Here is a 22,473-nt window from a genome sequence, read left to right on the forward strand (position 1 = left end):
GTTCGCCTAACAGTTGCTGCATGACGACCAAGTCGGCCATCTTCTGCTCGATCAACGCGAGCTTGCGTGCAGCCCGTGCTCGCGTTTCGGCACAGGCGCACGACTCATCCAGCGTCAGCAGTCCACCGACTTCCGAGAGCGTGAAACCCAGCGCCTGAGCCCGCTTGATGAAACGCAGTCGCTTCACCATGTCCACCGGATAGCGCCGATGGCCACCCAAGGGTTTGGCTGGTTCATCCAGCAGCCCGCGTCGCTGGTAGTAGCGGATCGTCTCGACGTTCACCCCGGCGGCGTCTGCCAGCTTGCCAATGGTCAGCTCTGTGGCCATCACTTTCTCCTTGATTCCGTACTTTGGTACGGAGTTTAGAATAGCACCTAGGCAATCAGGCTCAGGAGATGGGAATGGGGATGCAACTCACCGGGAAAGGCTCGCTGGTCGCGAGTTCGCTGACCGCCATCGGTGCGTCGGTGTGCTGTGTCGGGCCACTGGTGCTGTTGGCACTCGGTGTCGGCGGTACGTGGGTGGGCGCTCTGACCATGATGGAGCCACTACGCCCCCTCTTCATCGGGTTGACTCTACTGTTCCTGGGATTGGCATTCCGCAAGCTCTACCTGGTGCCACAGGTTTGTACGCCAGGTACACCCTGCGCCGATCCGCGCACGCTCGTGCGACAGCGACTCGTGTTCTGGATCGTCAGCGTGCTGCTGCTCGGCCTATTGGCCGTGCCGTGGCTCGCCCCGCTGTTCTACTGAAGGAGATTAACCATGCGCAAACTGCTGATCGCCGTGCTTTTCGCCTTGCCCTTCGTGGCGCTGGCGGCTCCCCCGAAAACCGTCACGCTCGACGTGCAGAACATGACGTGCGGACTCTGTCCGATCACGGTCAAGAAGTCGCTGGAGAAGGTGTCCGGCGTGAGTGACGTCCAGGTCAATTTCGACCAGAAGACGGCGACCGTCACCTACGATCCCGATAAGGCCCAGCCCGAGGCACTGACTGAGGCGACCGCGAACGCGGGATACCCCTCCACAGTGCAGAAGTGAGGTCACGATGAGCGCCATTGTCCTTGAGTCCGTGCTGACTTGCCCGCGCTGCGGCTTCGCCAAGCCGGAAACCATGCCCACGGACGCCTGCCAGTTCTATTACGAGTGCAGCAACTGCAAGGCGCTGCTGCGCCCCAACCCAGGGGATTGCTGCGTTTTCTGTTCGTTCGGCTCGGTGAAGTGCCCGCCGATCCAGCAGCAGCTTGGGTGTTGCTCATAGCGTTTAGGGGGATCACAGGTCGTCGTCTGGATTACGCAGTGGCCGCAGCTCGCCGCGCGCAACTTCTTCCGGTACCGCAAAGGAATACCGCCCGAGCATGTTGATGTGCTCGTAGATCAGCGGCGATAGCCGGGCCAAATCCTCTTCCAGCACTGGATAGCCGTGCTGCTTGAGCCGTTCCACGGCCGCCGTCATGTAGAGGGTGTTCCACAGCACGATGATGTTCACCACCAGGCCCAGAGCACCGAGCTGGTCTTCCTGGCCTTCGCGGTAGCGCTGGCGGAGCTCGCCGCGTTTGCCGTGGAACACGGCGCGGGCCAGGCTGTGCCGGCCTTCGCCTCGGTTCAACTGGGTCAGGGTGGCGCGGCGCTTGGACTCGTCGTCGATATAGGTCAACGTGTGCAGAGTCTTTTCGATCCGCCCGAATTCGGCCAGCGCCTGGGCCAGCCGGGTGGGTCTATCTCCCGTTTGCAGCGTGCGCATGATGCCAGTCGCCGGCACCCGGCCGAGTTTGAGCGAGCCGGCCAGGCGCAGCAGGTCGTCCCAGTGCTCGGCGATCAGGTCGAGTTTGACCGACTGGCGGGCCAGCCCGTTGAGCTTGCCGTAGTCCGCGTCCGGGCGCGTGCGCCAGAAGCGGGTACCGCCGACATCGGCCAGCCGCGGACTGAAGTGGTAGCCAAGTAGGCGGAAGAGCCCGAACACCACATCGCTGTAGGCCCCGGTGTCGGTCATGATTTGCGTCGGCTGCAACTCGGTCTGCTGTTCCAGCACGACCGCCAGCAACACCAGGCTGTCGCGCAGCGTGCCGGGCACGGTGATGGCGTTGAGGCCGGAGAATTGGTCGGAAATCAGGTTGTACCAGGTGACACCCCGGCCGGTGCCGAAATACTTCGGATTGGGGCCGGCATGCACGGTGCGCACCGGTACGACGAAGCGCATGCCATCGGCGGAGGCGACCTCGCCGCCACCCCAGACTTGGGCCAGTTCCAGTTGGCTTTGCGCTCCGACCAGGATGGCGTTAGCCGCTGACAGGGTGTCGTCGCGGATATAATTCTGGCTGACCCAGGACAGCCGGTCACGGCGCAGCGCCGGGTTGTCGGTGCGGATCAAGGGCTCCAGGCCGGTGTTGCAGGCCCCGCCCAACAGCACCGCGCAGAGGCTGGTGACCAGGTTGTCGGCGCGTGCATTGCGTTCGGAGACATGGGTGAAGGCCTCGGAAAAGCCAGTGCGGGCGGCGATTTCCAAGAGGATTTCCGGCAGATCGACACGCGGCATCAGGTCAGACACGGCCGCCCGCAGTTGCAGCAACGAGCAGGGCTCGTCCAGCTTGTCCAGCGCCCCGAGCGACAGTTCGGTCTTGCCCTCGGTGTTCTCGCTCAGTTGAATCGCCGGGTTGTCGGGCAGGCGCGCGGCTACTGCCAGCCAGGTTGCATCCAGCTCGACGGACAAGGCGTCCAGGGTGGTTTTGGCGTCGATGGTCAGGCCCAGTGACCGGCAGATGATCGGTCGCGCCGCCAGCCATTCGGCACCGTCGAGCAGGCCAAGGCGCGGGTCGGCATAGCGCCAACTGGGCGAGACGAAGACATCGCGGCGGCGCAGGGCCGTGCGCAGCGCATCGAGCGTGCAGAACACATAGGCACCCATGTCGAGGGAGCCATCTTCGCGGGTGATGTGCTTCTGCCAAGCCTTGGCCACGATCTCCTGCGGCGCGTCATCCTCTGGCTTCCGGCGCGGCAGGTTCAGTTGCAGCCACTCCAGACTAGCCGCCACGCCCTTGCCGGCCGGGCTGAAGCCGAAGCGGATGTGCTTGAGCAGGTCGGGCAGGAAGCGGCGCACGCTGCGGTAGCGCGCTTCCAATGCAAGAAAATAGACGTCATCTACCGGGCGGATCAGCGCGTTGACCTCTTCCAGGGCCTTTTCCAGGGTGGTCCTCGGCAGGTCGTTGAACAGCCGGGCGCGCACGTTGTCATCGCTGATCGAGCTGTCCAGCACGACCTTGCACGCGGCGGCGAGCGTCGCGGCCGACCGATCCAGGTCTTTCAGGCTGCGCATGCGGGCTTTCTTGTCGGCCTTCTCCGCGTTGCTGAACAGGTCGCGCAGCAAGGCCTCCAGGACTTCCAGTGCGTCGTCGTGCGCAGTCGCCTCCAGGCAGAGTGCGAAGGCCACCAGTGTCGCCATCCGCCGCGACGCCGGCAGCCGATTAATCGCGGTGACCTTGGCCGTGTTGGCGAAGCGGGCCAGGGCGGCGATACGGCTGGGAGGGATGTGCGCCGCCGCCGGCAAGGTGATGCCGATGCCGCGCACGTCATCGAGCCGGCGCAGTGCCCGAATCAACGCGGGGCCACTGACCATGACCGGGCCGGAGCGCAATTGATCCAGCCGGGAGCTGCGGTTGCCTTCGGCCACCGTCAGCAAGTCTTGCAGTTGCAATCGCTGTTCCTCAGTCACGCTGCGGCCCAGCGTAAACCAGAGGCGTTCTTCGACCCGACTGCGCAACTGGGCGATAAAGCGCTCTAGTTGAGACACACCAGGCAGGAGGACTTTCTGTGTGAACAGCCACGAGGTGGCTCGCTCAAACAGCACTCCCGGCCGGTCGGTGCCCGTCCAGCAGAGGGCATACAGCCAGCGGCTCAAGCGAAAGCCGATGCCCGGATCGGTGAAATGACGATAGCCAAAGCGGTTCTGAATATCGGTGGCATGTATCCAGCGGCGATGATCGCTATAGCGCTGGAGGCAGTCGGGGTCTGGAATCGCCAGTTGTCGGCAAAGCACCTGCAGGACTTCCACCGGCACGGCGGCGGGCTTGTCCGGCAGAACGCCAACGAAGCGGACGGTGGTCAGCAGAACGGCATAACCCAGACGGTTATGGTTACCCCGCAGCACCTGGATGGCTTCACGGTCTTCATCGCTCAGGTGGAAGTAACGTTCCAGCTCTTCACGGCTGGGCGAATCAACATAGCGGCCAAAACCGTCGCGTTGCTCTTGAGTCAGAAAACCGACCGGCATTGATCACAGCACCTCGACGCAGAACACGGCGGGCGTGACGATCCGCGTGCGTTCGATGTGCCCGCGTTGCAGCAGGCCGGCGCGGCGATCACCGGTTACCAGGTAGTCCGCATCGCCCGCCAAGGCCATGGCCAGCAAAAACGAGTCATCCGGATCATCGGCTTCGACCTCGATGGTCAGGCGCTCCAGTACCACAGCCCGTTGCAGGTTATTGATCATGGCGCCCACCTTGGCGGGCTGTAGGATGGCCTGAAGCTTGGGATAGCGGCTGGCTCGACGAATTTCATCGAGTTGCATCCGCGAGGTCACCACCTCGAAACGCGCCGCCCGCCAGGCACGGTAGATCGCATCGGGCGCGCCATGTGGCGAGATCAGGGCGCTGAACAGGATGTTGGTATCCAACACGACCCGCATCAGCGCTTACGTGCCCAGTCGAGCGCTTCGTCAACCGCGTTGGTCAATTCTGCCTCACTCAGATGGGCGTTAGCGGCCTTGGCCTGCTCAGCGCTCAGCTCCAGGATGTGTGCCCGTACCGCTTCTTCGATGAAGCGCGACAGGTCGCCCTTACGGCCGCCGCCCTGGCTGGCCAGAAACATCCGAAGCGACTGGTCGGTGTCGGCCGAGACGGCGACATTCCAGCGAATGGTATTCATAGCGTTCTCCGCTAATAGGTGTTTGTGTGTTTATACGCCAATCACAAAGGGCGATGCAATGGTTCGACAAAACGAAGGTTTTGCCGAACTCTATCGAGGAATGGCTCGGTTCGTTAAGCTCCCCGCGCTACGGTTCAAATAACTGGTACGCTTAATCAAAGTTCAACTATTACTAACGTAGTCGAGTAAACAGTACTTTTGATGAAGATCGGTTATGCGCGAGTGAGCACTCGGGATCAGAAAGCCGACCTACAAGTCGATGCCCTGAAACAGGCCGGGTGCGAACGCATCTACCAAGACATCGCCAGCGGCGCGAAAAGCGCCCGGCCGGAGTTGGACAAACTGCTGGCCAACGTGCGGCCGGGTGATGCCGTGGTGATCTGGAAGCTGGATCGCCTTGGGCGTTCCCTCAAGCACCTGGTCGAGTTGGTCGGCGAGCTGGCAGAGCGCAAGGTCGGCTTACAGAGCCTGAATGACCCCATCGACACCACCCACGCCCAAGGCCGCCTGGTGTTCAACCTGTTCGCCTCGCTGGCGGAGTTCGAGCGCGAGCTGATCCGCGAGCGGACTCAGGCGGGTCTGTCGGCCGCACGGGCGCGTGGCCGGATCGGTGGCCGTCCCAAGGGCCTGCCAGCCAAGGCTGAGGCCACCGCCATGGCGGCCGAAACCCTCTACCGCGAAGGTCGCCTGAGCGTCAGCGCGATCGGCGAGAAGCTGCACATCTCCAAGAGCACGCTGTACAGCTACCTGCGCCACCGTGGTGTCGAGATCGGCGCGTACCAGAAGAGCGCCAGGTCACGCGACCAGCAGCCTTCGGCCGCGTCGCCGGCAGAGCCGCCCGCCGCCGAGCGGGTGGCCACCGTCACCCTGCGCCTCGCGGTGGTGAATAACAGCAAGTTCGTGCGCGGCCGGAAGCGGGCCACGGAGAACATTGAGCGCTACTGCCTGGAGCCCTATGGCATGAAGCGGCTGGATGCCGGCCACTATGAGTTGACCATTCCGTATCGGAGCGACGATGAGCTGGACAAGAGCGTGCATGACCTGCTGACCGAGATCAGCCAGGAGGCCGACATGCGCAACTGTTTTGTCGAGATGGGCGCCTGGGAAGAAGACACCGAAAAGCGTTGGTAGGGCTTACGTTGGTTTTTGGTTCCATTGCTCCCCAAACCCCAACCTCGCTGAGAGAGCCGTCCTCGTTTTCGGTGAACTCAGTTTTCCGCGTTTTCTCCTTGTGGGTGTTTCCCTTCAAAACCAGCACCTTGCCGGTCTTGGAGGTGACAACTCCAGAGATAGCCCCCGCGGCCAAGGCCAAAGCCAAGTGCCAGGAAGACAACGCTCGAACTGGAGGGCGCGGTTGCGTCCCTACGTGATGAAAGTGCAACCCGAAGTCGGACCAGAGCCCAGATAGCCGCTTGGTCTCCTCGAGGAACTGCTCAGGCTCCAAAGTCACGCGGTAGAAGTGCTCTACCTCTCCTGTTGCTGCTGGCACTGTGTACGGCTCCAGTGTCCACTCAAGAGGCAACTCGTCTGGCTCTTTCTCTCCGGTCCCGATCGCAAGAAAGTGGTCCTTGAGCTCCCCATGGGGAACGGTCCGGTCTTGATCCTTGCGTTTGGTGCGGATGCCGAAAATGACAACCTGACGAAACTGCTGCTCCGGAGCTTTGAAGATCCGCAACTCGGAGAAGTGATTGCACAACCATCCTGAAAACTCCTGATCCAGACAGCTGTTCGGGACTATGCAAACCATCACACCACCGTACTGCAGGTAGTGGATGCATCGCTGGTAAAACGCTTTCTCCAGCCGGCGACGGCCCTTGCCTTGGTACTGCGAGGATCCGCTGTGATCGGCTACAAGGTCACCATAGGGTGGGTTGAACCAGAGCAAGCCGAACGACTGCCTGGAGATGAGTGTGTCGAAGAGATCGCTCTGCAGTGCATGGTCCACCAAGGTTCTGGTGTGCTCTGCCCGCTCACGGTCATATTCGACTGCATAGACCTGAACGTCTTCCCGGCCTAGCGCATGTGCAGCCTCTGCTATAGCAACACCCTCCCCTGCGCACGGATCGATGATCCTCATCGATCCTGCAGAGGGTGCGAGCGCGCTTATGGCACGCTCCAGGGTCGCTTCGTCAGTTGGGTAGTACCCGTTCTTGGCAAAGTTGCGCGCCAGACGTGGAAACATGAGTCCCATGTGAACCTCCTGATTCGGGGTATAGAAAAGCGCAGCGGGCTATGCCCGCTGTGCGCTGGTGGTGAGGATTCCGTTTCGGATAAGGTCGCCGAGAGCGGCTTCCAGAAGGTCAAGCTTGAGATTCAACCGCCATGCTTTGACTGGCCCGAGGGCCGCCGGCAAGGGCACGAGCATTTGCTGTTCCATCAGCAGATCGAGCACAGGGCGTTGCCAATGCTCAAGCAGTGGCAACGGGCATGTCTCACGAACCAGTGGCCAAATCACGTTCTCACTCATGGCTTCGCCAGGAGGAAGAAGTGCGATGGCCGAATGGTTCGCCAGATCAGGCTGCGCCGCTCGTTTGTCGAAAATCCATAGGTGAACAAGGCTCCCGAATAGGGTTCGCCGGTAGGTGCGAGTAGTCCGCTTCTCAAGCATGTCCACGTTGCCCACGAACACCGGTATCGATCGGTGTTCGTGGGCCACATGAAAATGCTCAATACCGCCTTCTGCAGCCCCCAACGTCAGTCTGGCCAGGAACTCCTGCACGGCGGTATCGCGCCCCCATGCAGACATGAACACCAGGCCACGTTGCTCGTCGCAGACACACGCATCGAGGTAGAGATCCGGACATTCGTCCAGTGTGTAGAGGTTGGGCATGATCCTTCCTGTGAAACGAAAGGGCGCCCTCCCACTTGGGCGGTCGCCCATGTGGGTTGAGTGAAAGCCCGGGAACGGGCTATGCGTCTATGCGGTAAGGAATGCAGCCTGCAGCTTGTTGGCTAAGTGGCACTTCAAGACAGCCTTCCTCCACGAGGGGGATAACTCGTCGGCCATGTCCAAGAAGCGCAACGGACAGCTGTAGTAATACGGCCCCATAGCTTCATCGAGGCGTTTCACACCCCAAGTCGAGCCTGAACGATCAAGAAGATCGCAACAGATGAGCTTGAGTACCTGACCAGTCTTGAGCCCCGCTGTGCTGTCGTCTTTGGCTGTAATTTCTGCCACAGACCACAACACCAACTGGTCTCCTTCCTGGACCAGAAACGAGTCCAATGACCGCCGCTTCAGCTTCTCGCTTTCGCAGTCATCCAGAAGATCCTGGATCAAAGCCTCTTTGCTTGGTGCGTAGTAGAGCCAGCCCATAGGTAAATCCTCATTACGGGCCGAGTCCTTCCCCCTGCCGGGCGTTGAACCCGGCAAGGGAGTGAACCGCGCTAGCGCGGCTGTGTGATTTTCATCATGCGTTGGTACGTTCTGAACGCAGCTTCTTTCGCAACTACAGGTTCATCCGAGTTGGCGGCTTTGATCCGCTGCTCCAAGGCCCGAACAGCAGCTGGCAACAGATCTCTGTTGAACAGCGACTCCCGGAACTTGTCCGCCTCATGATCGAGGCCTACCTCTCGAAGAACACCAGTGGCCATCAGGATTTCCGCGGTTGGGATCTGCGTATTGATTGGCTTACTCATGCGCTTTACCCAGCCTCCGCGTCGCCCTTCAACGACCATTGTTGCGATCGGAAATCAAGCTCATAGCCCAACTCACCCAATCGTTTGCTTTGATCCCGGATCAGCTGGCGGCCAACGGTGGGATCGATTTTTACTACTGGACCCAAAGGCCAAAGCGTTCCGAACAGCACTTCATCGGCAGATGCAGATGGAGTGTCGGCGGTTTTTTCGATTGGTCTCTCCATCCCGAACGGAGTCATATCGTCTTGGACGGCGGGTTTGGGTTTCGTGACAGAAGTGCTGGCAGGCTTGGGCTCTGTTTGCTGGACATCTTCTTCAATCGGATCGCGCTCCCGGTCATCGAGAGCATCGGTGTCCTCTTGTGTCAGTGTGTCCAGATCATCCAGTGTCATGCCTCCCAGATGCGCTCGGACTTCCATCACGAAGCGCCCCCTGTGGGAGTAGCTCGAGGGTTTGATCTCTGTAACGACGAACTGTCCGTCGTACTTCCCCTCTCTGTACTGATCGAGCTGCGGGTCCTTGACGACGAACTCACCGATCGATGTGGTCAACCTTCCGACGTTGAAATCGCCGTTGCGGCCAACAATTGTGCGAATGGCCAGCTGGCCGGGGATGGTGATCATTGAGAGCCTCCTAGGCATGGAGACCCCCAGCGTGGGAAGTCTCCACGCAGTGGTTAGTAGCTTGGGTAAGGGTTAGCGGTACGTTTGCTCGGTTTCCTCGAACTTCAAGGAAATAACAAGGTTCCAGCTATCGCTCTCAGGAATACGCTTGCGCTCGGCTTTCAGGGCCAGGAACCTCTTGTGACTTCGATCGCCACTCGCAGGAAACCGGTTGATACCGAACTCAGCTCTCTCAGCAACAGGGTCATCCATGAAGGCATGCCAGGCGGCTTTGAGTGTGTAAGCAAGACGTTGCGCAACCTCGGTGAGGCTCTTCGGCTGTTCGATGTGAACGGCCTCGCGCCATGCCTTTTCGGTTAGAACAACAGGAAGAGTCAGGACATGGGCCTGCTCGGAGGTGAAGTATTTACGAGACATGGGATCTCCAAGATCGTGGAGACACCATGCCCATGATCGGGAGGGGTATCCCCCGATCGGGTTGGTTAGACGAACATGCATCCATCACATCGCGTGACTGTGCGCGCTTCCGGATGCTTGGCGCACTCTGGGTGACCATCACTTTCGTGACGTAGCCTTGAAGGTCTTGGCTACCTGGGCAGGTACTGTCAACGACAGCAGGCCTAGTGCGTTTGTAGTCCACAGCCTTGGAGGAGTCAACCTCTCCGGCTCGGTCCAGATAGATAATCGCCACGTTCCTTGCCTCGACAAACCGTCAAACTCCCTGTTTGACCCGGTGCACACCTTATCGCGTTCGAGAGGATTTCCAAGCTCTCGCTCGCTACCATGGAGCCAACTTCACAGCCCCTAAGACTCAAGATGAAAATACTGATTACCGCTGCTCTCGCCTGCTTCATTTTCATTCTGGTTGGATGCAAAGAGCAAGGAAGCGATTTCGTCGGCCAGTGGCAAAGCCCGGACGAGACCATCACAGTCGAGAAAGCCGGTAATGGGTTCCGGGTAACCGCCGAGCTCGACAATCCCGACATGCCTTTCGGTTCGTTGGAGGAAATGCTCGTCGCCGAGTCTGAGACCCTCCTGGTTCGGAAAGGCTCGCAAAAGAAGGCTCTAGAGCTGTCAGGCGATGGCAGCATGATCAGCCACTTGCGCAACAAGGCACGGACCTTTTCGAAAGTGGATTGACAGATTCGCCGGGCGCACCCGGCGCAGCATCAAAAAAGGGGCCAGAAGGCCCCTTGGTTTATGCAGCGATTTGTCCCTCGACGTCTATCGACCTGACCAGCAAGCGCCCAACAGTTGCAGCCAGTGCCTCAAACGCAGTAAAGATCACTGACTGCCCCAATATTTCATGAGCGACTGTCTCAGAAACCCCTGCGACCACTTCCTCCGGTATCGTTTTAACTCTTGCGTGCTCTCGAGCCGTGAGCAGCCGGCTGAGGCCGGGCTTCGTGGGATGAAGTATGAATGGTTCGGTGCTCCGCCCCTTGGCATACCCCCTTCCGATACATCCACAGGTGGCTGCAGATGATGGCAGCAACTGACGCTGAAAACCCTTTCCAGCTGCCAGGTCTCGCGTTTCCTTGTCATGCAGGTAGTCGAAACTTCTCCACCGCGCATCATTGGGTGAAATAGGCTCCAGGATGGCTTCTAAGGTCGCCTCCTTGGTCCTCAAAGGGAGAACATCTTCCTCTGTCAGGTTCGTTAGAGCACCTTCCGTATAAGCAACCACAGCCATCCTTGACCGATCCTCTAACGCTCCATATTTCGCACCATCCAAAATGCACTCGAAAACGCTGTACCCGAATGAAGCAAGAGCAGAACGAATGACCATCATCGAGGTACTGTTCAGGTAGTCGGGCACGTTCTCTATGATCGCGATCGCGGGGTTTGCGAAACGCACAAACTCCAGAAAGTCCATGAACAAAGCTCCTGCTGACGGATGGTCCTCAGTAGCCACCAGCTTGTTCTTGGCCTTACCTGACCGGGACGCTCCTGTGCACGGAATTCCAGCGACCAATAGGTCGCACTGCGGAATATCCGGCCCCCGTTTCACATCTCGAATATCCGAGCAGATGGCAATCGACTCATCCGTCCACAGCATCGGATTGTTGCGCAGGCTCGCGTCGAGGTACTGCCCTTCTAGCTCTACCCCAATCTGAACGAACGAGCCGACACCGGACCGCAACAGGCCGCTGTGTACCGACCTATCCAGGACTCCTCCGCCATGAAAGAGACTGCAAACGGCCAACGGCTCTGATCGTCTTACCTTCTGCTGAAGCCGGAGCAAGCGTTCTGCAACCTTCCGATCCTTATCGATCTCGGTGATTAGGATACGGCCTAGGCGAATTACAACACGGACCTTATCGGCCGCTGAGAATACCTCCCGAAGCACTGGCGAGCGGAACTCCAGCAGGGGCACTACGACACCATTACGCTCGCGGCGTGAGACGGTGAACGCTCTCCCTGCTTCCTGTCCTTTGCATGGGACCAGCTCAAGTCGCCTGGTCGACCGACACGCACGGACTTCATACCGGGCGCCAACCATAACCCCAGCTTTCAGGAGCTTTTGACCTTCCAGCCAAAGGCGGGCCACGCCTCGTGATTCGCCGATCTTCGATGTGATGAGTGAGGTGAAATTGGTCATGGTGCTCTCCAAGAAATGGAAAACACCCCCAATGGGATGTTTCCCATTGGGTGAGGTGTTAGAGGTTTAGTGTGCTGAGCTACCGGCTGGTAGAAAGCGTCGAAATGAAGGCTATGAACCGAACCATTTCATCCAAAGCAGCCCTTCGGACAAGTCCAGAAATCCAGCCCGTGTGAACAGATACCATCATTGGTGGATTCAGCATCTTCAGCCGCTATTTCCTCAGGAGTGAGGTAACCGTACTCCCCGATGGCGTACTGAATTGCTTGGGCTCCTTCGGTGCTCTGCGGATCAGGAAATGCTTGCCGCATCGATTCACAGAACGACCGATGCACAACGGTCTCGTAAGTCGGGAACTTAGCCGTAGCGGCTGCGTAAAGCGCATCGACTTTGCTCGCAACAGATGCCGGAGCTACAGCTATTGTGATTTCAGTATTCATGGTGTTCTCCAATGATGGAAAACACCCCCGCTGGGATGTTTCCCATCGGGTAGGTGTGAGTGAGACAACAGAGCCCAGCTACAGAGCCGAGACTTGCTTAGTCGAGGTGTTGCTCCCAGTTGCCGGCACGCATGGCGTCATAAGCTGCTTGGGGGGTTTTATAGTAGCCAGACTCACGCGACACAGGCCCATCATGGTCGATGGTGCCGATGTACCAGCCAGCTTTGCTTTGAAGGATGTCCAGCTTGAGGAGCTGGCCAGTGGTTCTGTATGCGTTCAGACCATACGTGACGTCCATAGGGACCTCCTGATTTGATCGGGGACGCACTCCCGATGGGAGCGTGCTCCCAGTCGGGCAAGTGTTGCGGGCCGCAACACCTGATATGGTTTATTGCTCTGCCAGCAGAGCGTCGTAGACAACCTCTAACAGCAGTTTGTGGGGTAGAACGTCCTCGTCCAGATCGAACTGATCGTAGCCGGTCAGCGTATCGAACCAGGCGAAGAACTCCTCGAAACTCGTAAAGCCTGCCACTGGCTGCTCCGGATCATCAGCAAGGTCTCGGACCATCTTGATGAGTTGCTCGAAGCTGGGTGGTTCGCCAGGTACGGCTTCAGCGATTTCATCGTACAGGTTGGAATAGTGGTTCATGGATGGGATCCATAAAGCCTCCCTCCCCACAGAGAACTCTCATTCTCCGCGGGTGGGGTTAGGCGTTGGTTTACGCTACTGAGCTGAGGGGCGAGGCGGCTTCAGAACTTGTCTCAGCCCCGTCACCATCAGATTGGTCAGCTTCGTCCGAGGAGGCGTTACGCTCAGGTGCCCGGTAGACCTCTTCACCATCGACAGAGATTCTGCCAATGAAGAGAAGACGACCTTTCAGCTGAGCTCCTGGTTGACCCTTCTTGTCGCCATTTTGGTAAATGAAAGGGTCTGTCCAGATGTCGCCAATCTTGAAGCTAACCAAGACTTTCTTCCCAGCATCGACGGCCTCTTTGCAGCGACGTACGAGCTTCTGAGCCTCAGCGCCTGCAACCTTGCAGTCAATGTAGGAATACTCAACGTCGTCGGCTGATCCGTGCAGAGCGGCCACGGTACATGCGAGGAAACCCGGGCCTTTGCGGACAGTGACTTCGCGAATGCGGTTCAGGTATCCGATGCCGGTGGTGTGTAAATCGAAAAACTTGGATTCGTTGGATTGAGTCATGATGCGTCTCCGAGACATAAGTACGGGAGAGATCACGACCCTTGCGGGAAGTGATTCCCCGCTGGGTAGATGAGTAAGCATTCGCCACCGAAGGTCGGTGACTGTTCGCTCTTCCGAATGCTGCGCGAACTTTGGTGATCATCACCAGAAGGTGACGTAGCCTTGAAGATCCTGGCTACCTGGGCATGTTGCCGACAACATCGGCAGAACACATGAACAGATTTATCATTGAACGCTTGATTGTCAAGGATCAACCCAGCCTTTGGTCAGTCCAAACCCAACATCTCAGCAAGCGCTCGAATGTCATCGTTTAATTCAAGGTCATGACGTCCATTCATAGCCTGGAGTAGCGCAGCTATAGCACGCTCGGCGCCTAGTTCGCCAAGCGGCCCCTGCAACAGTCCCAACAAGAACAAGTTGTCAGGTTCCCCGTGGGGAAGCTGTGTCGCGTCCAGAACTCTTCTAAGCGCCGAACCTACAGGCGCTAGACAGGCGCTAGAAATGGTATTTGATCGGCGTAGACACTCTCTTCTCCTGCTAAGAGAAGATCCGCTGCGATAACAGTGAAATCAATTGAGCGACCGTTCACATAGCTATTTCTTTTGCAAAAAAAAAGCCCCAGTAACGGGGCTTTTGGGTGAGGTGAGGTTAAGGGTGACGGTGGCGAAAACGCTGAAACTCGCGCTTCACATTTGGCCAAGAAGCGTAGAGTCCCACACCCCCCATTGTGACTACGATCAGTGCAAGGATGAGGAGTCCAGCAGCTGTCTGGCTCATATCATTCCTCCAGAGTCATCAATATACCTAGACCCCACAGTACCAACCCACTCACGGCAGCGCAAGCAGACAGCAAAGCAGTGTTACCAATGAACATGCTGATTAGCGCAGCTGCAACAGCAGTCGTACCAACCTTGCGAAGGTCCTCGGCAATTGCCTTCTTTCGGATTGAGTTCATGTGACAGTCCTTTGGTTGAAGAGCAGAAGCGACTGGCTGGGCCAGACGCTTCTGCTTGAGGTGAAGTCAGATCAGCGCGTCCAGAGAGCTGCGCGGACCTAGTGCACGAGGGAACGATGGAGAAGGCGCTGGCCCCTGATAGTCTGATGAAGCATCAGCGAAGCCATCCCAGCCGAGCAGAAACACCTGAGGTGCCTCATCTGCGGAGGTAGGCTCATCGATCAGGGAGAGGTTTCGAGCCTGCCACGCAGACAGATCGACGCCTCGACGCACCATCGTTGGGGTAGCTGCAAGCGCGTCATAATCCACGTTTTGTGGTACTTGGCGCTCAGTACGGGATGCCAGGACATCGCGCATGCCGGAGACCAGCGGGCGAACGAACTGACCGAGACGATAACCAGCGTTGTAGCTGTTGGATGATTGCATGGTGAAACTCCTTTAGAGCGGAGGTCCACCAACCCTGTCGGGGAAGTGGATTCCCCGTAGAGGTGAGAGTAGGCATTCATCATCACAGTGATGACCGTTCGCGCTTCCGAATGCTTAGCGAACTTGGGTTTGGTCATGCGTCGAGACGCACCGCAACCTAAGACCTGGTTGCGTGGGCATGTCGCTGACAACGTCAGCAGTACATAGCGGAATCATCACGCTCGCATGTGCACATGTCAACATACTGACGCACGCGGGCGGATAGACGGAAATCGGGCGCTTAACGGCGCTTGATCATCTGCGATCAGGGAAAGAGGAGGGAACAGTTGCCGAGGGAGACCCCTCGGCTGATATGAGTGAACCACCTATGATTTGCCTCATTGCCGGCCCCTGGCATTGACCTGGCGATGATCCAATTCATCCGACTCTTATCGTGGCTTGAGTCGATATTGTCTGGCACACATCCGCGTACAAAAGGAACTCGTTGTTTCACCGGCGAGTACCGGCAGTGACTACGGTAGCCCCAGAGGGGTGGCCTAAAAACCGTTTGTTACGATTTTTAGGGCACCCATCTGTGGACTACCTCACGAAAAAGGGAGGGCTGTCACACCGGAGCAGCCCTAGGACAAGCAAACTTCGAACTTCCGGTCTATGCCATCCCATCTACGAGTTGACGGCTGCGTGTCTGAGGTGACAGGGAGACTCACGAAAGTGCGCACGCCCTTCCCGAAGTTATGCGCGCTTTGGGTTAGGAGCCGGAGGCGAGTATCAATCACTTACGGCTCCTGGGTTGCTACTGATGACCGACAGTAGCCAACGGGGTGATACAAACTCATTATGTTGGTGGTCTGTGGTACACGCAAGGGATATGCCCCGCCCTTCCCTGTCAATATTGACGAATTCCATTGCATAAACGTTCCGAACGCGTCTAGCTCGCAGCAGTAGCCTTGCGGTTGGGTTTACGCTTGGAAACAGATTTTTTGCCTTTCTGCTCGATGCTGATTGTTCCGTTGCAGTCTGGGTACTTCATGCATGACCAGAACGGCCCAGTCTTTCCGGGCCTGCGCCGCATCTGCCCTTCGCATACAGGACATGGCGGGCTCGGCTCGAGCTTGAAATTCATCTTCGTCGCCGAGTATTTCGTGACCATTTGAGTGATCCAGGTGGACTGCCGGGAAACGAAATCATCCAACCCCATCGTCCCCTCCTCCACCATGGTCAATGCTTGCTCCCAAACGGCTGTCATGCCTGGGTTCGTTAAAGCCTCGGGGGCACTGTCGATCAGGGCGAAAGCAGCATCAGTAGCTCGCAACGTGCGGCCTTTCTTGAAGATGAAGCCCCGTTCTAGGAGCGTCTCGATGATCCCGGCCCTAGTTGCCTCCGTCCCAATACCTACCGTGTCGCGGAGCTTCTGCTTCAGTCTCGGATCGGAAACGAGCTTTGCAGCCCCCTTCATCGCTTTGATCAAATCCCCCTCGGTCAAGTGTTTGGGCGGAGTCGTCATCATTTTTGCCCCCGTGGCAGCGATGACTTTGGGCCGGTCCCCTTCCACCAGGTCAGGAAGAACCTGCGCAGACGATTGGCCAGCTTCCTCCTGGCCCGCCTCCTCTTCATTCGCCTTGGCACCCTGATCGGTCATCACAGCCTTCCACCCAACCACCTGCTGCAACCGGCCAGACGCCTTGAACTCTTGATCTGCAATCGTCAGTTGGACGATGGTTTTGTCGTACTCGTGAGCGGGTAGAAATTGCGCAAGAAAGTGCGCTCGAATAAGCCGATAAACAGACGCTTCCCGCTCTGACATTCGCTCAATGTTGGCTGGCTCGATCGTCGGGATAATGCCGTGGTGAGCGGTGACCTTCGCACTGTTCCACGCCCTAGATTTCACCTGCGGATCTAACCTCCCCACCAACGGGGCCACTGAGGGATCGGTGCGCACCATCGCAGCGAATATCTGAGGCACCTCGCTATGCATGCTTTCGTCGAGATAGCCATTGTCAGCACGCGGGTAGGTCGTGGCCTTATGGGTCTCGTATAGCGATTGCGCTATATCCAAGGTCTGTTGAGCCCCCAGCCCTAACTTGGCGGAACAAGCTTGTTGCAGGTCACCCAGGCTAAACGGAAGTGGAGCCGCCTCAACAACGCGCTCCGTAGCTACGGCCGAGACGCGAGCAGCCCCGGTGTTGAGCACAGCCGCCTCGGCCTGCCTGGCAGCCTGTTCACTGCTACAGCGCCCCTGTTCATCCATAGCCGATGCCGGCAGCCATTTCGCAGTAAACGTCGCCTGGTTGTGGCTCAGGGTAACGCTCAGGTCCCAATAGGGTTTGGCGACAAAGTTTTTAATGGCTCGGTCACGGTCAACAACGATACGGAGGGTCGGAGTTTGCACCCGTCCGATCGAAAGAACCCCCTGGTAGCCTGCTTGGGCACCAAGTAACGTGAAGAGTCGGGACATGTTCATCCCGACCAGCCAATCTCCCCTGCCCCGAGCCAGGGCCGAGTAATACTGGTTGATGGTTTCAGACGCTGGCCGAAGGTTGGCCCATGCCTTTTTGATCGCAGCCTGGTTAAGCGCTGATAAGTGCATCCGCAACGTTGGGCCTTTGTAGCCGCAGTGCTCGATGACCTCCCACGCGATCAGTTCCCCTTCTCGATCTGGATCAGTTGCGATCACGAGCTCTTTCGCTTTGGCGAGTAGGGCCTTGACCGTTTTCAGCTGACTCTGTGTTTTGGGCTTGACCTTCATCTTCCAGTCGGAAGGAATGATAGGAAGATCCTCTAACGACCATTTCTTGTATCGGTCGCCATAATCCTCTGGCGCAGCATTCTCCATGAGATGACCGATGCAGTAGGTGACCGCAAGGCCAGTTCCTGTAAAGCAACCTTGGCCCCGGTTGGTTGCACCGATGACTTTGGCCACATCAGCCGCCTGGGATGGTTTCTCACATAGTACGACGCGCATAGTGCCCCCTCGGTTTTCCCGAAGATTCCACTGGATGCGTCCAGCCTGTAAGGCGAAAAGAGAACCGAAGGAAATTGCTTTTCTAGACCGGCCTGTTGCGGCCCGCAACACTATGCGACCGATGCTAGCTGCCTCATCGCGTCCTCAGCGGCTTGCTCAGGCTCGAGTAGATCGCTCGCCAGTGCCTGCTTACTCAGCAGCATTTGCCAGAGATGTTGATCGATTGATGACTCGACCAACGGAATCAGAACCATGACCGGACGAAGCTGGCCGTTTCTATACGCTCGATCCTCTGCTTGCGCCTGTAATGCTGGCGTCCATGGAAGACTGCAGAACAGAACGTAATTGGCGGCAGTCAGGTTGATGCCAGTACCCGCAGCTTTCGTGGTACCAACAAAGACGCGGCAATCGGGATCGTCTTGAAAGCGGTCTACTGCTGCCTGCCGCCGCTTTCCGTTGTGGTGACCCATGAGACTGGCCGACGCGATGCCAGCAGCAGCACAGCTTTCCTCGATTACGGCAACCGTCTCTTTGAATTCACAAAAGACGATTGCTTTGTCGTCAGGTCCCATCTGACTGAGTCGGTCCACGACTGAGGCTACTTTCGCCCGTTCGAGCAACAGACGCAGCTGCCCGATGCGGACCAAGGGTGTGTCCGTCCCGCCTAGAATGGCCTGATATTCAAGCCGTTCCGCGTCGTTCATTTCCACGGGGAACGGCTGTCTATGCTTACCCTTCAGCTGCGGTAGTACGTCCTTCCGCCTACGCAGCATCCAATCGGCCAGACGCTCCCTGAGCGCGTTACGAAATTCTTTGCTGCCCGCGAACTGTTCACAGAACTCACGGAGCTGCATTTGCCCTATGGGATGGCCAGACAAGCGCAGCAGCGTATGTAGCTCGGCCTCGCGGTTAAGGACCGGTGTGCCTGTCAGGAGGTACCTATTTGGAATCTGCGCCGCGATGTCGAAGGCGTGCTTAGTGCACTCGGCCGTGGGCTCCTTCAAACGATGGGCCTCATCGATAACCATGACCGAGAAGCCTGCGGCCGAGTGGACGAATGCCCCTAGCCGTTCGTAATTGGTGACAACCCACTGGCAGGCCAGATCGTCAACTTGGAGCGATACAGATGCATCCGGCTGGATCAGCCGGATCTCGCGCTCGATATTCAATATCAGAGAGGCCAACGTGACAATTAAGATACGCCCCCCCTTCGCTTGTATTAGCGAAGCGGTCAGCGCCTGTCGGGTCTTTCCTAGTCCCATGTCGTCCGCAAGCAGTGCCGAGCTCCTGGTTACCAGGAACCTGACTCCTACGGTTTGATAGTCATACAGCGAGAATGCGCCTATGGCTTGGTCAAGCTCATCAGCTTCCCACGCATGGGCAAACATCTGAGGGACATCAGCAAGATATACCTCGTGCGCACCATCCTCTCCTTGAGCACCTCGGTCTGGAGGCTCTCCCCCAACCTTGAGCGAAACGATGTCTGAATCGACCGAAACCGTCCCGTCACTATGCAAAGCCCGCGGGATTGTAGAGATCTCAATCTGGCTCTCGGAGAGACCGACCTCTGCTACCAGCTGTTCAAATAGAAACTCCAAGGAACTGTCCAACCGCCAACCTCTCATAGGCGGTAGGAACAGTCCTCGAAGCGAGCGGTAGAGGGCTACTACGGCAGGATGATAGTCCCCGATTGATAAAGCTCCGCCATCGGTAAGCGGGAACAGTTGCAGCTTCATCCCCCACAAGAATGCATCCAAACGCGGACAAGCTCGCGCTGCGTCCAGCTTCTGGATGAAGCTCTCGTACGACTCTTTGCACTGTCCGTCAGCCAACTCCATCAGCTTAGTGAACAGCTCCTCCGGCTCGGTATGTAGCTTCGCCTTCGGAATTCGCCAGGCACGGTAGTAGGGATGATCCTCATCCCCTATATAACTTCCCCCGAACTGTTGCAGCAGCCGGCCCGCGCCCTGGACGAAATGGAGTACCAGCCCATAGTCATGGCCGTCGAACACCGCACTTTTGATAAGCGACGGTCGCTTGACCTTGAAGCTGGCCACCTAAAGGCTCCTATTGCAGAGCCTTTTCAGCCCGCGCTTTTACCTCGCGCATTACCGACTGAATGTCCTTACCGCCCGAGTGTTTTTGCTCATAGGTGATGACCGCCTTCGCCCCGTTTCCAGCACGCGTGACTCGCGTCGACAGATCACCGTTGTACGCCTGCGTCTTCATGAAGTAGAACGCACCTGGGGATGCTTGATAGGCGTACCCTGGACCAGCGAACGCCATTTTCCCTGCGTTGCCCATCTGGGCGACTGCTTCATCCTGGGTCATGTACCCAAAAGCGTCCTTCAGGCGCATTCCGACCATGTCCACATTCTGCGCAAACGCGATTTCAACCTGCTCTCTGGCAAGAGTGTGCGGAACGGAGCGGCTACCTGATGCAGGACTCTGGCTCGACGAAATGGCCGTCGAATACTCGGCTGGGTCGTAATTGACCGGCTCCCCTGTTATTGGGTTGTTGATACAGGTCATGCACTCGTTGCCGTAGGTCACATGGTTGCCGGAGCAGCCCGCAAGCGACGCAGCCAGTGCCAATAGAGCAGTACCAACAAATGCTTTCTTCATGCGGTGTTCCTTTTTGGCATCCGCCCTACAGGCGGCACGCTGGAGAGGCCGATCCGGCAAAAGCACTCATTCAAGTGACTTCTGCCGGTGAGCGTTTTTTTCGATGAGCCCAGCATGACCGAATGAGTAGTCCACGCCACAATGAATGCGAAATTGCATCTGTTGCATTTCAGGACGGACAAACTTTTCGCTAGACAAAAATAAGCCCGACCATTTTGTCGGGCTCATGAGTGTTGCGGGCCGCAACGCTAGGCCTCCTCGGCCTCCCGCTGCCGGCTTCTGGCAGGGCCCATAATCACGCTCTCGACGCGGTACGGCAGGATAGAGATTCGGTCTGCCCGTACCTTAATGGAGAGGCGATCCTCGCCTTCGCTATCCTCGAATGGCTCCATTTGAAGCGTCCCTTGAACGTGCACCCGCATGCCCTTCTTGTACAGCGCACAGAACTGTTCTGCATTCTGATGCCACCATTCTACTCGTGCCCAGAACCCACCCCGGTCCTCAAACCCTTCGTTTTTGGGGATTGGATTGTCAAAGTAGACTGAGCATTGCATCAAGGCTCGGTCCTCCTTTCCGGACACGCGAATCAGCTTGAACTCTGGGTCAGCGCCCATGTTTCCTTCGTTATCCCATCTCGTAGACATGCGTGCGTCTCCTCTTCGTTGATCTATCGGTCGAGCCGGCGAAGCAGAGTGGCCTCGGCCTGGGCCATCTTCTCGGCACATTCAGCCGCCTGCCGCGCAATGGTGTGCGTCAAGCTGATCTGCATGTTGATGACGATCCTCTGCAGCTCCTGCTCGTAGAGGTCACGAAGCAACGAGGCTGGCGTCTTTGGATCAGCGATCAGATCCTCCCAGACTTGAACGCCCATCCTGGCGCGATCTACCCGCCGCCAACGAAGGAATACAGTCCCGGCCTCTGTGCTCTGATGTTTGAGCTGAGCCGGCAGCATCGAGAAAGGCTTCTTGCTGGTCTGACCCAGAACATGACTCATCGCTACCTGGATCAAATCCCCCCTGATCTGCTCACAGCGTTCCCTCAACAGGTCCAGATCCCCCTTACCCTTAAAAGGCTTTAAAAAGCCCTTTAGGGAGGCTGCATGTTCCAGTGCCGCGTAGGCAGTCTGTTCCAGCGGCCGGAAGGCTCCCTGTTTCAGTTCATCGGTGGCGTTACCTGGCAACAGCTTGAGCTGCGGATTTGACCCAGCCATAAATCACTCCTCGGGATCTGCTGCAGCTTCCCCAGTTGCGTCAGAAGCCGCCTCCCCACGTCGGAGGATTGGAGGTGCAAATTGCGATCGGCGCGTACCCTCGAGTACGTCTTGGGGCAGCTCACCGTATTTCTCAATCGCATCCCGCCCACGAGCGTTTTTGGCTGCGATGTCGTCGCGGGTAGCCCCAGAGTATTTGTACTGCTGTGCGAGGCCGAACACGCTGCGCAGGATCTTGGCGCCCTCATTGATCCAGTGTTCCATGTCGCGTCGGCCTATCAGAGCGGTGTGATGTGCCAGCAATAAACGGCGAGTCAGATCATCGTAATCAGTGAGGAGGTAGACTGCTTTGAAGCCGAGTTGAGCATTGACGAACAGCGGAACCTGGACAGGGCTGATGTTCAGGTTGTCGCCAATGCTCAACGCCTTTGGGAGGCCGGCCATGATGCTATCCAGTTGATCCTGGATCTGCCTCATCTGGATCTTGGCTTCCTCAAGACGCTCCTCCATACGGATGATCCACATGTCGGAATAGGGGTCGTCTTGCTCAGCGCCGCGCTTCATCTTGTTCATGATGTTCACGAAACCGGTGAGCCCCAGAATCCCATTCTTACCGCCGCTTGCCGGACGGCCATGCCAAATGCGAGCGGCATGATGAGTATGGAGAGTCAGGTTCATCGCGCTGCGCAAAGAACCCAGATTGAGCTGAAATTGGTCGGACACTGGGACTCTCCTTAACCACGGCAGTCATTGGTATGGTGATTTCGACAGTTTCTTTCCGTGCTGTCTGCGCTAAATCCGAACTGCATAAAAAGTATTTCCCCCGGGGCTAAACACGATATTTCAGGCTTTTCGCCATTTTCTAC

General features: G+C 57.7%; 26 protein-coding genes and 1 pseudogene. 5 read left to right on the forward strand and 22 right to left on the reverse strand.

Annotated elements, in window-relative coordinates:
* Window positions 1–328 (reverse strand): MerR family DNA-binding protein (locus DN824_RS21105; RefSeq protein WP_138410311.1); only part of this gene is annotated, 328 nt, incomplete at its 3' end.
* 74 nt (window positions 329–402) lie between these two features.
* Between DN824_RS21105 and DN824_RS21110 the strand changes: the two genes are divergently transcribed.
* The 3 genes from DN824_RS21110 to DN824_RS21120 are packed head-to-tail and all read left to right on the forward strand — an operon-like array spanning window position 403 to window position 1,261.
* Window positions 403–753 carry a mercuric transporter MerT family protein gene (locus DN824_RS21110; RefSeq protein ID WP_003089115.1) on the forward strand — a complete coding sequence of 117 codons (351 nt, stop codon included), beginning with the start codon at window positions 403–405 and terminating at the stop codon, window positions 751–753.
* A 12-nt stretch (window positions 754–765) separates the two neighbouring features.
* Window positions 766–1,041 (forward strand): mercury resistance system periplasmic binding protein MerP, encoded by a 276-nt coding sequence (gene merP, locus DN824_RS21115; RefSeq protein ID WP_003150552.1) that lies wholly within the window; start codon window positions 766–768, stop codon window positions 1,039–1,041.
* A gap of 7 nt (window positions 1,042–1,048) precedes the next feature.
* Complete coding sequence (locus DN824_RS21120) at window positions 1,049–1,261, forward strand: GDCCVxC domain-containing (seleno)protein (protein ID WP_003089113.1); 213 nt, start codon at window positions 1,049–1,051, stop codon at window positions 1,259–1,261.
* Window positions 1,262–1,273: 12 nt separating this feature from the next.
* Here the strand turns inward: DN824_RS21120 and DN824_RS21125 are convergent, their stop codons facing one another.
* From DN824_RS21125 to DN824_RS21135, 3 genes are read right to left on the reverse strand one after another with little or no spacing between them, the layout of a single operon-like run.
* Window positions 1,274–4,267 (reverse strand): Tn3 family transposase, encoded by a 2,994-nt coding sequence (locus tag DN824_RS21125; RefSeq protein ID WP_003299771.1) that lies wholly within the window; start codon window positions 4,265–4,267, stop codon window positions 1,274–1,276.
* A 3-nt stretch (window positions 4,268–4,270) separates the two neighbouring features.
* Complete coding sequence (locus tag DN824_RS21130) at window positions 4,271–4,681, reverse strand: putative toxin-antitoxin system toxin component, PIN family (RefSeq protein ID WP_003150546.1); 411 nt, start codon at window positions 4,679–4,681, stop codon at window positions 4,271–4,273.
* On the reverse strand, window positions 4,681–4,920 hold the full coding sequence (locus DN824_RS21135; protein WP_003089107.1) for a ribbon-helix-helix domain-containing protein: 240 nt from the start codon (window positions 4,918–4,920) through the stop codon (window positions 4,681–4,683). Before DN824_RS21135 ends, DN824_RS21130 begins: the two co-directional genes overlap by 1 nt.
* 201 nt (window positions 4,921–5,121) lie before the next feature.
* Between DN824_RS21135 and DN824_RS21140 the strand changes: the two genes are divergently transcribed.
* A complete protein-coding gene (locus DN824_RS21140; RefSeq protein WP_003150544.1) occupies window positions 5,122–6,051 on the forward strand; it encodes a recombinase family protein in 930 nt (309 codons plus the stop codon).
* A 34-nt stretch (window positions 6,052–6,085) separates the two neighbouring features.
* Here the strand turns inward: DN824_RS21140 and DN824_RS21145 are convergent.
* From DN824_RS21145 to DN824_RS21170, 6 genes and pseudogenes are all read right to left on the reverse strand, one after another.
* Window positions 6,086–7,111 (reverse strand): annotated as a pseudogene (locus DN824_RS21145) (DUF6094 domain-containing protein); the annotation flags it as partial.
* Between the two features lie 39 nt (window positions 7,112–7,150).
* The gene (locus tag DN824_RS21150; protein ID WP_041015679.1) at window positions 7,151–7,750 is read right to left on the reverse strand and encodes a hypothetical protein; all 600 of its coding nucleotides are present in this window, start codon (window positions 7,748–7,750) and stop codon (window positions 7,151–7,153) included.
* Window positions 7,751–7,837: 87 nt separating this feature from the next.
* Window positions 7,838–8,236 carry a hypothetical protein gene (locus tag DN824_RS21155; protein ID WP_121498530.1) on the reverse strand — a complete coding sequence of 133 codons (399 nt, stop codon included), beginning with the start codon at window positions 8,234–8,236 and terminating at the stop codon, window positions 7,838–7,840.
* Between the two features lie 71 nt (window positions 8,237–8,307).
* Window positions 8,308–8,559, reverse strand: coding sequence for a hypothetical protein (locus DN824_RS21160; protein ID WP_121498531.1), 252 nt, complete (start codon window positions 8,557–8,559; stop codon window positions 8,308–8,310).
* Between the two features lie 5 nt (window positions 8,560–8,564).
* Window positions 8,565–9,182, reverse strand: a complete 618-nt coding sequence (locus DN824_RS21165; protein ID WP_079329257.1) for a DUF3275 family protein — start codon at window positions 9,180–9,182, stop codon at window positions 8,565–8,567.
* Window positions 9,183–9,254: 72 nt separating this feature from the next.
* Complete coding sequence (locus DN824_RS21170; RefSeq protein WP_079329256.1) at window positions 9,255–9,599, reverse strand: hypothetical protein; 345 nt, start codon at window positions 9,597–9,599, stop codon at window positions 9,255–9,257.
* 399 nt (window positions 9,600–9,998) lie between these two features.
* On the opposite strand from DN824_RS21170, the gene DN824_RS21175 reads away from it, so the two are divergent.
* The gene (locus DN824_RS21175; protein ID WP_041015673.1) at window positions 9,999–10,322 is read left to right on the forward strand and encodes an EexN family lipoprotein; all 324 of its coding nucleotides are present in this window, start codon (window positions 9,999–10,001) and stop codon (window positions 10,320–10,322) included.
* Window positions 10,323–10,380: 58 nt separating this feature from the next.
* Here the strand turns inward: DN824_RS21175 and DN824_RS21180 are convergent, their stop codons facing one another.
* From DN824_RS21180 to DN824_RS21235, 12 genes are all read right to left on the reverse strand, one after another.
* On the reverse strand, window positions 10,381–11,784 hold the full coding sequence (locus DN824_RS21180) for a DNA cytosine methyltransferase (RefSeq protein ID WP_138410313.1): 1,404 nt from the start codon (window positions 11,782–11,784) through the stop codon (window positions 10,381–10,383).
* Window positions 11,785–11,912: 128 nt separating this feature from the next.
* On the reverse strand, window positions 11,913–12,224 hold the full coding sequence (locus tag DN824_RS21185; RefSeq protein ID WP_125884078.1) for a hypothetical protein: 312 nt from the start codon (window positions 12,222–12,224) through the stop codon (window positions 11,913–11,915).
* A gap of 97 nt (window positions 12,225–12,321) precedes the next feature.
* Window positions 12,322–12,522, reverse strand: a complete 201-nt coding sequence (locus DN824_RS21190) for a hypothetical protein (protein ID WP_079329253.1) — start codon at window positions 12,520–12,522, stop codon at window positions 12,322–12,324.
* 90 nt (window positions 12,523–12,612) lie between these two features.
* Window positions 12,613–12,873, reverse strand: coding sequence for a hypothetical protein (locus DN824_RS21195; RefSeq protein WP_079329252.1), 261 nt, complete (start codon window positions 12,871–12,873; stop codon window positions 12,613–12,615).
* Between the two features lie 70 nt (window positions 12,874–12,943).
* A complete protein-coding gene (locus DN824_RS21200; protein ID WP_125884076.1) occupies window positions 12,944–13,429 on the reverse strand; it encodes an STY4534 family ICE replication protein in 486 nt (161 codons plus the stop codon).
* A 1,021-nt stretch (window positions 13,430–14,450) separates the two neighbouring features.
* The gene (locus tag DN824_RS21205) at window positions 14,451–14,810 is read right to left on the reverse strand and encodes a hypothetical protein (RefSeq protein ID WP_125884075.1); all 360 of its coding nucleotides are present in this window, start codon (window positions 14,808–14,810) and stop codon (window positions 14,451–14,453) included.
* Window positions 14,811–15,738: 928 nt separating this feature from the next.
* Window positions 15,739–17,772: a DNA topoisomerase III gene (locus DN824_RS21210; protein ID WP_079329251.1), complete on the reverse strand. Its 2,034-nt coding sequence runs from the start codon at window positions 17,770–17,772 to the stop codon at window positions 15,739–15,741.
* A gap of 110 nt (window positions 17,773–17,882) precedes the next feature.
* Entirely contained in the window at window positions 17,883–19,829 is a 1,947-nt protein-coding gene (locus DN824_RS21215; protein WP_041013372.1) for a DEAD/DEAH box helicase, read from the reverse strand.
* Window positions 19,830–19,839: 10 nt separating this feature from the next.
* Complete coding sequence (locus DN824_RS21220) at window positions 19,840–20,397, reverse strand: hypothetical protein (RefSeq protein ID WP_041013373.1); 558 nt, start codon at window positions 20,395–20,397, stop codon at window positions 19,840–19,842.
* Window positions 20,398–20,645: 248 nt separating this feature from the next.
* Window positions 20,646–21,041 carry a single-stranded DNA-binding protein gene (locus DN824_RS21225; protein WP_041013374.1) on the reverse strand — a complete coding sequence of 132 codons (396 nt, stop codon included), beginning with the start codon at window positions 21,039–21,041 and terminating at the stop codon, window positions 20,646–20,648.
* Between the two features lie 23 nt (window positions 21,042–21,064).
* Window positions 21,065–21,607: a DUF3158 family protein gene (locus DN824_RS21230; protein ID WP_052462826.1), complete on the reverse strand. Its 543-nt coding sequence runs from the start codon at window positions 21,605–21,607 to the stop codon at window positions 21,065–21,067.
* Between the two features lie 3 nt (window positions 21,608–21,610).
* Window positions 21,611–22,330, reverse strand: a complete 720-nt coding sequence (locus tag DN824_RS21235) for a PFL_4669 family integrating conjugative element protein (protein ID WP_260466067.1) — start codon at window positions 22,328–22,330, stop codon at window positions 21,611–21,613.
* Between the last annotated feature and the right edge of the window lie 143 nt (window positions 22,331–22,473).

Source organism: Stutzerimonas nosocomialis, assembly GCF_005876855.1.
Lineage (GTDB): Bacteria > Pseudomonadota > Gammaproteobacteria > Pseudomonadales > Pseudomonadaceae > Stutzerimonas > Stutzerimonas nosocomialis.

What these genes read in the sequence shown, in the direction of transcription:
- DN824_RS21110 (WP_003089115.1), top strand. Translation starts at nt 403, where the DNA reads ATGGGGATGCAACTCACCGGGAAAGGCTCGCTGGTCGCGAGTTCGCTG.
- merP (WP_003150552.1), top strand. Translation starts at nt 766, where the DNA reads ATGCGCAAACTGCTGATCGCCGTGCTTTTCGCCTTGCCCTTCGTGGCG.
- DN824_RS21120 (WP_003089113.1), top strand. Translation starts at nt 1,049, where the DNA reads ATGAGCGCCATTGTCCTTGAGTCCGTGCTGACTTGCCCGCGCTGCGGC.
- DN824_RS21125 (WP_003299771.1), bottom strand. Translation starts at nt 4,267, where the DNA reads ATGCCGGTCGGTTTTCTGACTCAAGAGCAACGCGACGGTTTTGGCCGC.
- DN824_RS21130 (WP_003150546.1), bottom strand. Translation starts at nt 4,681, where the DNA reads ATGCGGGTCGTGTTGGATACCAACATCCTGTTCAGCGCCCTGATCTCG.
- DN824_RS21135 (WP_003089107.1), bottom strand. Translation starts at nt 4,920, where the DNA reads ATGAATACCATTCGCTGGAATGTCGCCGTCTCGGCCGACACCGACCAG.
- DN824_RS21140 (WP_003150544.1), top strand. Translation starts at nt 5,122, where the DNA reads ATGAAGATCGGTTATGCGCGAGTGAGCACTCGGGATCAGAAAGCCGAC.
- DN824_RS21150 (WP_041015679.1), bottom strand. Translation starts at nt 7,750, where the DNA reads ATGCCCAACCTCTACACACTGGACGAATGTCCGGATCTCTACCTCGAT.
- DN824_RS21155 (WP_121498530.1), bottom strand. Translation starts at nt 8,236, where the DNA reads ATGGGCTGGCTCTACTACGCACCAAGCAAAGAGGCTTTGATCCAGGAT.
- DN824_RS21160 (WP_121498531.1), bottom strand. Translation starts at nt 8,559, where the DNA reads ATGAGTAAGCCAATCAATACGCAGATCCCAACCGCGGAAATCCTGATG.
- DN824_RS21165 (WP_079329257.1), bottom strand. Translation starts at nt 9,182, where the DNA reads ATGATCACCATCCCCGGCCAGCTGGCCATTCGCACAATTGTTGGCCGC.
- DN824_RS21170 (WP_079329256.1), bottom strand. Translation starts at nt 9,599, where the DNA reads ATGTCTCGTAAATACTTCACCTCCGAGCAGGCCCATGTCCTGACTCTT.
- DN824_RS21175 (WP_041015673.1), top strand. Translation starts at nt 9,999, where the DNA reads ATGAAAATACTGATTACCGCTGCTCTCGCCTGCTTCATTTTCATTCTG.
- DN824_RS21180 (WP_138410313.1), bottom strand. Translation starts at nt 11,784, where the DNA reads ATGACCAATTTCACCTCACTCATCACATCGAAGATCGGCGAATCACGA.
- DN824_RS21185 (WP_125884078.1), bottom strand. Translation starts at nt 12,224, where the DNA reads ATGAATACTGAAATCACAATAGCTGTAGCTCCGGCATCTGTTGCGAGC.
- DN824_RS21190 (WP_079329253.1), bottom strand. Translation starts at nt 12,522, where the DNA reads ATGGACGTCACGTATGGTCTGAACGCATACAGAACCACTGGCCAGCTC.
- DN824_RS21195 (WP_079329252.1), bottom strand. Translation starts at nt 12,873, where the DNA reads ATGAACCACTATTCCAACCTGTACGATGAAATCGCTGAAGCCGTACCT.
- DN824_RS21200 (WP_125884076.1), bottom strand. Translation starts at nt 13,429, where the DNA reads ATGACTCAATCCAACGAATCCAAGTTTTTCGATTTACACACCACCGGC.
- DN824_RS21205 (WP_125884075.1), bottom strand. Translation starts at nt 14,810, where the DNA reads ATGCAATCATCCAACAGCTACAACGCTGGTTATCGTCTCGGTCAGTTC.
- DN824_RS21210 (WP_079329251.1), bottom strand. Translation starts at nt 17,772, where the DNA reads ATGCGCGTCGTACTATGTGAGAAACCATCCCAGGCGGCTGATGTGGCC.
- DN824_RS21220 (WP_041013373.1), bottom strand. Translation starts at nt 20,397, where the DNA reads ATGAAGAAAGCATTTGTTGGTACTGCTCTATTGGCACTGGCTGCGTCG.
- DN824_RS21225 (WP_041013374.1), bottom strand. Translation starts at nt 21,041, where the DNA reads ATGTCTACGAGATGGGATAACGAAGGAAACATGGGCGCTGACCCAGAG.
- DN824_RS21230 (WP_052462826.1), bottom strand. Translation starts at nt 21,607, where the DNA reads ATGGCTGGGTCAAATCCGCAGCTCAAGCTGTTGCCAGGTAACGCCACC.